The sequence below is a fragment of the Mycobacterium sp. pV006 genome (assembly GCF_041287115.1).
Taxonomy (GTDB): Bacteria; Actinomycetota; Actinomycetes; order Mycobacteriales; family Mycobacteriaceae; genus Mycobacterium.
In genome coordinates this window covers 1-661 of sequence record NZ_JBGGKT010000059.1, presented here as the reverse complement: position 1 = coordinate 661, position 661 = coordinate 1, and the positions used below count along the sequence as shown (strand labels likewise).

At 56.9% G+C, this 661-nt stretch carries 1 rRNA gene; it reads right to left on the bottom strand.

Going from position 1 to position 661, the window contains the following annotated elements:
• A 23S ribosomal RNA gene (locus tag ACAG25_RS24790) occupies positions 1-635 on the bottom strand; the annotation flags it as partial.
• Positions 636-661: the final 26 nt, after the last annotated feature.

Here is a 661-nt window from a genome sequence, read left to right as displayed (position 1 = left end):
GAGGGCTCTGACGGATTGTAAGCGCACGGTTTCAGGTACTCTTTCACTCCCCTCCCGGGGTACTTTTCACCATTCCCTCACGGTACTAATCCGCTATCGGTCACTAGGAAGTATTCAGGCTTACCGGGTGGTCCCGGCAGATTCACAGCAGATTCCACGGGCCCGCTGCTACTCGGGGAAAACACTTCTCAGGAGCCGCTGAGTTTTCGTCCACGGGGCTCTCACCCTCTCCGGCAGGCCATCCCAGACCACTTCAACTAACCCAACGGTTTCTCACTCCTGCCCAGGCCGGCGGACCTGAGAAAGAAACGCCCCACAACACCGCACACACAACCCCCGCCGGGTATCACATGCACACGGTTTAGCCATCCTCCGCTTTCGCTCGCCACTACTCACGGAATCACGGTTGTTTTCTCTTCCTACGGGTACTGAGATGTTTCACTTCCCCGCGTTCCCCCCAGACACCTATGTATTCAATGCCTGGTGACACGACATCACTCGTGCCGGGTTTCCCCATTCGGACATCCTCGGATCCACGCTCGGTTGGCAGCTCCCCGAGGCATATCGCAGCCTCCCACGTCCTTCATCGGCTCCTAGTGCCAAGGCATCCACCATGCGCCCTTAAACACTTACAACACAAAACCAAAAAATGAGTCACCCA